This window comes from Streptomyces sp. YS-3 (assembly GCF_045257485.1).
In the GTDB taxonomy this organism is placed as follows: Bacteria; Actinomycetota; Actinomycetes; order Streptomycetales; family Streptomycetaceae; genus Streptomyces.
On sequence record NZ_JBJHPC010000459.1, the window covers coordinates 1 to 5,766 of the forward strand.

General features: G+C 75.1%; 7 protein-coding genes. 5 read left to right on the forward strand and 2 right to left on the reverse strand.

Annotation, left to right across the window (positions count from 1 at the left end; all coding sequences use genetic code 11):
- Positions 1 to 114 precede the first annotated feature (114 nt).
- Positions 115 to 420 carry an SHOCT domain-containing protein gene (locus ACJA3G_RS28100; protein WP_406555839.1) on the reverse strand — a complete coding sequence of 102 codons (306 nt, stop codon included), beginning with the start codon at positions 418 to 420 and terminating at the stop codon, positions 115 to 117.
- A 210-nt stretch (positions 421 to 630) separates the two neighbouring features.
- Here ACJA3G_RS28100 and ACJA3G_RS28105 point away from each other — a divergent pair, with 210 nt between their 5' ends.
- From ACJA3G_RS28105 to ACJA3G_RS28120, 4 genes are read left to right on the forward strand one after another with little or no spacing between them, the layout of a single operon-like run.
- On the forward strand, positions 631 to 1,194 hold the full coding sequence (locus ACJA3G_RS28105; RefSeq protein ID WP_406555840.1) for a TetR/AcrR family transcriptional regulator: 564 nt from the start codon (positions 631 to 633) through the stop codon (positions 1,192 to 1,194).
- A 19-nt stretch (positions 1,195 to 1,213) separates the two neighbouring features.
- Positions 1,214 to 1,618 carry a cupin domain-containing protein gene (locus ACJA3G_RS28110; RefSeq protein WP_406555841.1) on the forward strand — a complete coding sequence of 135 codons (405 nt, stop codon included), beginning with the start codon at positions 1,214 to 1,216 and terminating at the stop codon, positions 1,616 to 1,618.
- Between the two features lie 10 nt (positions 1,619 to 1,628).
- Entirely contained in the window at positions 1,629 to 2,198 is a 570-nt protein-coding gene (locus tag ACJA3G_RS28115; RefSeq protein ID WP_406555842.1) for a DUF4865 family protein, read from the forward strand.
- A complete protein-coding gene (locus tag ACJA3G_RS28120; RefSeq protein WP_406555843.1) occupies positions 2,195 to 3,091 on the forward strand; it encodes a phosphotriesterase in 897 nt (298 codons plus the stop codon). The genes ACJA3G_RS28115 and ACJA3G_RS28120 overlap by 4 nt, the downstream gene beginning before the upstream one ends.
- Before the next feature lie 42 nt (positions 3,092 to 3,133).
- Here ACJA3G_RS28120 and ACJA3G_RS28125 read toward each other — a convergent pair whose 3' ends face one another.
- Complete coding sequence (locus ACJA3G_RS28125) at positions 3,134 to 4,348, reverse strand: ROK family protein (RefSeq protein ID WP_406555844.1); 1,215 nt, start codon at positions 4,346 to 4,348, stop codon at positions 3,134 to 3,136.
- Positions 4,349 to 4,499: 151 nt separating this feature from the next.
- On the opposite strand from ACJA3G_RS28125, the gene ACJA3G_RS28130 reads away from it, so the two are divergent.
- On the forward strand, positions 4,500 to 5,708 hold the full coding sequence (locus ACJA3G_RS28130; RefSeq protein ID WP_406555845.1) for an MFS transporter: 1,209 nt from the start codon (positions 4,500 to 4,502) through the stop codon (positions 5,706 to 5,708).
- Positions 5,709 to 5,766 lie beyond the last annotated feature (58 nt).

Sequence of the window (5,766 nt, forward strand, 5' to 3'; positions counted from 1 at the left end):
GGCGGCCGGCCCGCTCCTCGCCGCGCCCCCGCCGCGGCGGCCGGCCCGCTCCTCGCCGCGCCCCCGCCGCCCGCGCCCCAACGGGCCGGGCGGCGGGGGCGCGCGGGGCGGCGGTCAGGCCGCACCGCTCTTGCCGCGGCCGAACTCCTCGTCCAGGACGGAGAGCCGCCGCCAGTACTCCTCCTCGTCGATCTCACCGGCGGCGAACCGGCGGCCGAGCACGGCGAGCGGTGAGCGCTCGTCGAGCGGGGGCCGGTCGCCGTAGGGGCGGGGGCCGCCGAAGGGCGGATGCCAGGGGCCGCGTCCGCCACGGCGGACCGTGCGCCGCAGCAGGGTCACGACCGTGAAGATCACCGCCGCCCAGACCACCGGGAAGAAGAGGATCCAGGGTCCGGGTCCGTCGTAGGCCAGGGTGTTCATCGTGATCGGCTCCTCGGTAGGGGTTGGTCCCGTGGTGCTTTCGAGACTCCTCCCGAGCGGCTTCCGGCGCGTCGTACGGCCGGCGGCACCCGGCATACCCCCCGGGGAGTAGCCCGGGCACGCGCGACTGCTCCGAACGGCCGCACCGGGACGCCCTTTCCCCGCGATCCGCTCTGGATTCTGTACCTACTAGTATGTACAGTACGGATCATGAGCACCCCAGAGCGTCTGATCGAGGCCACCCGGGAGCTGCTGTGGGAGCGGGGCTATGTCGGCACCAGCCCCAAGGCGATCCAGCAGCAGGCGGGTGCGGGCCAGGGAAGCATGTACCACCACTTCACGGGCAAGCCGGATCTGGCGCTCGCCGCCATCCGGCGCACCGCCGACGAGCTGCGTGCGAGCGCCGAGGCCTCCTTCGGCGGCGGGGGCACCGCGTACGAACGCATCCGCGGCTATCTGCTGCGCGAGCGCGATGTGCTGCGCGGCTGCCCGGTGGGCCGGCTGACCATGGACCCGGACGTCATCGCGAGCGAGGAGCTGCGCGCGCCCGTCACCGAGACGATCGACTGGCTGCGCGGCCGGCTCGCCGCGATCGTCCAGGAAGGCCTGGACGCGGGCGAGTTCACCGCTCCCCTGGTGCCAGAGGAGGTCGCGGCGACGGTGGTCGCGACCGTCCAGGGCGGCTATGTCCTGGCCCGCGCGTCCGGCTCGCCCGCCGCCTTCGACGCGGGCGTGCGCGGTCTGCTCGCCCTGCTCGCCCCCCGTACCCCCTGATCAACGCCGAGGAGCAGCCATGCAGGTCACCCGTCGACGCCCCGCCAGTACGCGCGGCCCGGCCGAGCACTTCACGGGCACGGTCTGGCTGGACGAGATCGCCGCGCCCCCGTCTCCGTCACGGCTGCGGATGTTCAGCGTCCACTTCGCCCCGGGCGCCCACACCGCCTGGCACCGCCATCCGCACGGCCAGGTTCTCCAGATCACCGAGGGCGAGGGCCTGGTGCAGCGCCGGGGCGGTCCCGTCGAGCCGGTCCGGGCGGGCGACACCGTCTGGATCGAGCCGGACGAGTGGCACTGGCACGGCGCCGGACCGCACACGTTCATGACGCATCTCGCGGTCGTCGAGACGGCGCCGGACGGCACCGCCGTCGACTGGGACCGCCATGTCGACGCCGACGCCTACCCGTCGTCCGCTTCCTGAGGAGTACGCCGTGCACGCGCTTCAGTACGAGATCACCCTCCCCGCCGACTACGACATGGGCATCATCCGCACCCGGGTCGCCACCCGGGGCCATCTCCTCGACGCCTTCCCCGGCCTGGGCCTCAAGGCGTATCTGATCCGCGAACGCGGCGCCGGCTCGCCGGTGAACGCCTATGCGCCCTTCTACCTCTGGAACACCCCCGAGGGCATGAACTCCTTCCTTTGGGGCCCGGGTTTCCAGGGCATCGTGGACGACTTCGGCCGCCCCGAGGTCCAGCACTGGATGGGGCTGTCGTACGAGGAAGGGGAGGCGGCGGGTGCCGCGCCCCGCTCAGCGACCCGTGAGCGCCTCGCGATGCCGGAGGGTGTACGCCCCGCCGAGTTCGTCGCCGGACAGCTGGAGCGGGCGGCCGGGCCGGGGGCGGTGGCGAGCGCGGTGGCGGTCGACCCGCGCCGCTGGGAGCTGCTGCGTCTCACCCTCTGGGAGCAGGAGATCCCAGAGGCGCCGGGCGACCGGTTCGAGGTGCTGCACCTGTCGGCGTCGGAGCGCGCCGCGCTGACCCGGGGACGGCACTGGTGAGCGGCGTCGTCCGTACGGTGCTCGGCGATGTGCCGGGCGACCGGCTCGGTGTGGTGGACGCGCACGACCACCTCTTCATCCGCAGCCCGCTGCTGCCGGGCCAGGAGCTCGACGACGCCGACGACGCGGCGGCCCGCCTCGCAGCCTTCCGCGACCTCGGCGGCGGCACGGTGGTGCAGTGGACACCGTACGGAATGGGCCGCCGGGCGGACCGGCTCGCGGAGCTCTCCCGGCGGTCGGGGGTCCACGTCGTGGCCGCCACCGGGCTGCACCAGGCGGTCCACTACGCACCCGAACTGCTCGACTCCGTACGCGACTCGCTCGCCGAGCTGTTCGTGCGCGAGATCACCGCGGGGGTGGCGGGCACGGACGGCGTACGGGCCGGGCTGATCAAGGTCGCGGGCGGGTTCCACGGGCTCGACGCGCACGCCCGGCTGACCCTGCGCGCCGCCGCCGAGGCCCAGCACCGCACGGGCGCGGCCGTCGCCGTGCACCTGGAGCTCGGCACGGGGGCCCTGGACGTACTCGACCTGCTCTGCGGGGAGTTGGGGGTCTCGCCGGACCGGGTGATCCTCGGCCATCTCAACCGCTCGCCGGACTTCGCCGTGCACCGGCTGGCCGCCGCCGAGGGCGCCTATCTGGGCTTCGACGGGCCGTCACGGGCCAATCACGCCACGGACTGGCGGATGCCTGAGGCGCTGGAGGCGCTCGCCGACGCGGGGTTCGCGGACCGGCTGCTGCTCGGCGGGGACACGGTGACTCCGGACACGCCGGGCATGCCGTATCTGCTGCGCCGGGTGCGGCCCCGGCTCGAACTCGCCCTGGGCCGGGAGCTGGTGGAGCGGGTGATGGTCGCGAACCCGGCGGAGGCGTTCGCGCTGCGCACACCGTAGGCGCCGCGGGGAGCCGCGCACGGCCTTATGGCCCGGACGGCCTCACCCCAGCGCCCGCAGCGGGTCGTCCAGTACCGGCTGCCACGCCAACTCCGCCGCCCCCACCAGGCTGTTGTGGTCGAGCGAGCACGCCAGGATCGGCACACCCCCGCTGCGGCCCCACAGGCTGCGGTCGGCCACGACGGCCCGCAGACGGTCCGGGTCCGCCTCCAGGAGTGCCTTGTGCAGTCCGCCGAGGATGATCCGGTCGGGGTTGAGGATGTTGACGAGCCCGGCCAGGCCCAGGCCGAGCCGGTCGACGAGCTCCTCGGCCGCCCCGCGCACCGACATGTCCTCGTACTCCGTGCGCAGCAGCTCGCGGGACTGCTCCAGGAGCGAGACCTCGGGGCCGGGGTCGCGGCCCGCCGCCGTCAGGAACGCGAGCGGGTCGGTCTCCACGTCGAGGCAGCCGCGCCCGCCGCAGTAGCAGGGGCGGCCCTCGGGGTTGACGGTGAGGTGGCCGACCTCCAGCGCCAGTCCCGAACTGCCGGTGTGCAGACGGCCGTCGAGGACGAGGGCACCGCCCACGCCCCGGTGACCGGTGGCCACGCACAGCAGATGCTGGGCGCCGCGCCCGGCGCCGTGGCGGTGCTCGGCGAGGGCGGCGAGGTTGACGTCGTTGCCGGTGAAGGCGGGACCGTCGATGCCCGCCGCCCGTACCTGCTCGGCGAAGATCTCGCGCACCGGGGCCCCGGCGGGCCAGGCCAGGTGCAGCGGGTTGAGCGCGGTGCCGTCGGGCTCCGCGACGGCCGAGGGCACGGCCAGACCGGCGCCGACACAGCGCAGCCCGCTGCCGCGCAGCAGTTCCGCGCCCGCGCGGACGACCTCGCCCAGCACCTGTGCGGGGTCGGCGGAGACCGTGACACAGCCGGGGGCGGTGGCGATGGTCCGCCCGCCGAGGCCGACCAGCGCGGCCCGGAACCCGTCGGCGTGCACCTGGGCGGCGAGGGCGACCGGACCCGAGTCGTTGACGGCGAGACGGTGCGAGGGGCGGCCCTGGGAACCGGCGGCGGCGCCGGGGCGGGAGTCGACCTGGATGAGGCCGAGCGCTTCGAGTTCGGCGGCGACCGCCCCGGCCGTGGCCCGGGTGACGCCCAGCTCGGCGGTGAGGACGGCGCGGGTGGGCGCGCGGCCGGTGTGGACCAGTTCGAGCGCGGGTCCGAGCGCCCCGCGGCCCCGGTCCAGTCTCGTCTTGGTGTGCGTCGCCTTGCCGTTCATGGGGGCGAGTCTCCCATGATCCAGCACGGAGGCATTCCCTCCGGCCCGGGCCCCCGTTCACCCGCCGCTCACCGGCCGGCCACCGCGGGGACCGAGCAGTGCCGGGGGAAACGGGTTGTCCGTGAGGGCCGTCGCCCCCTATCCTGAGTTTGTGCCGCTACTAAACAAAGTGCGGACGGCCCTGCCGGCAGGACCCGGCGCGCACACCCCCGCGCCCTCCCTGCTCCGCCTCCGCACCGCCCTGACCGTGTTCTTCGCCCTCGACGGATTCCTCTTCGCCGGCTGGGTGGTCCGTATCCCGGCCATCAAGCAGCAGACCGGCGCCTCGGCCGGTGACCTCGGCCTGGCCCTGCTCGGCGTTTCCGGGGGCGCCGTGGTGACGATGGTGATCACCGGCCGGCTCTGCCGGCGCTACGGCAGCCACCCGGTGACCGTGGCCTGCGGCGCCCTGATGGCGCTGGCCATCGCCCTTCCGGCACAGACGCACTCCGCGCTCTCACTGGGCGCGGTCCTGCTGGTCTTCGGCGCCGCGTACGGCGGGATCAACGTCGCCATGAACAGTGCGGCCGTCGACCTGGTCGCCGCCCTGCGGCGCCCGGTGATGCCCAGCTTCCACGCCGCCTTCAGCCTCGGCGGGATGCTGGGCGCGGGCATCGGCGCGGTGGTCGCGGGCGGCCTCTCCCCCACCGCGCACCTGCTCACCCTGACCGGCTTCGGCCTCCTGGTCACCGCCCTCGCGGGACCGGTCCTGCTCCGCCACCCGGCCCCCGCGCATCCCACGCTGCCGCACGCGCGCAGCCGGCGGCCCGACGGCCGGGCCCGCCGACTGGTCCTCCTGTTCGGTGTGATCGCGCTGTGCACGGCGTACGGGGAGGGGGCCATGGCCGACTGGGGCGCGCTCCACCTGGAGCAGGACCTCGACGCGGCCCCCGGTATCGCCGCCATCGGCTACTCCCTGTTCGCGCTGGCCATGACGGCGGGCCGGCTCAGCGGCACCTTCCTGCTCGAACGCCTGGGCCAGACCCGCGCGCTGGTCGCGGGCGGCACCACGGCCACCGCCGGGATGCTGCTCGGCGCGCTCGCGCCGACGGTGTGGCTCGCGCTCGCCGGGTTCGCGGTGATGGGCCTGGGCCTGGCCAACATCTTCCCGGTGGCGGTGGCCCGCGCGGGCGCGCTGGCCGGACCCGGCGGCGTCGCCGCCGCGTCCACCCTGGGCTACGGCGGCATGCTGCTGGGGCCGCCCGCGATCGGCTTCCTCGCCCAGTGGTCCTCGCTGCCCGTGGCCCTGACGACGGTGGCCGCGCTGTCGGCGGCGGCGGCCCTGATCGCGTACGGATCGCGGCACGCGACCGCGGGCTGACGGACGGACGGCGGGGGGCCCGGCCACCGTCGTCAGGGCCACGGGCAGCGAGGACCAC

What these genes read in the sequence shown, in the direction of transcription:
- ACJA3G_RS28100 (WP_406555839.1), bottom strand. Translation starts at nt 420, where the DNA reads ATGAACACCCTGGCCTACGACGGACCCGGACCCTGGATCCTCTTCTTC.
- ACJA3G_RS28105 (WP_406555840.1), top strand. Translation starts at nt 631, where the DNA reads ATGAGCACCCCAGAGCGTCTGATCGAGGCCACCCGGGAGCTGCTGTGG.
- ACJA3G_RS28110 (WP_406555841.1), top strand. Translation starts at nt 1,214, where the DNA reads ATGCAGGTCACCCGTCGACGCCCCGCCAGTACGCGCGGCCCGGCCGAG.
- ACJA3G_RS28125 (WP_406555844.1), bottom strand. Translation starts at nt 4,348, where the DNA reads ATGAACGGCAAGGCGACGCACACCAAGACGAGACTGGACCGGGGCCGC.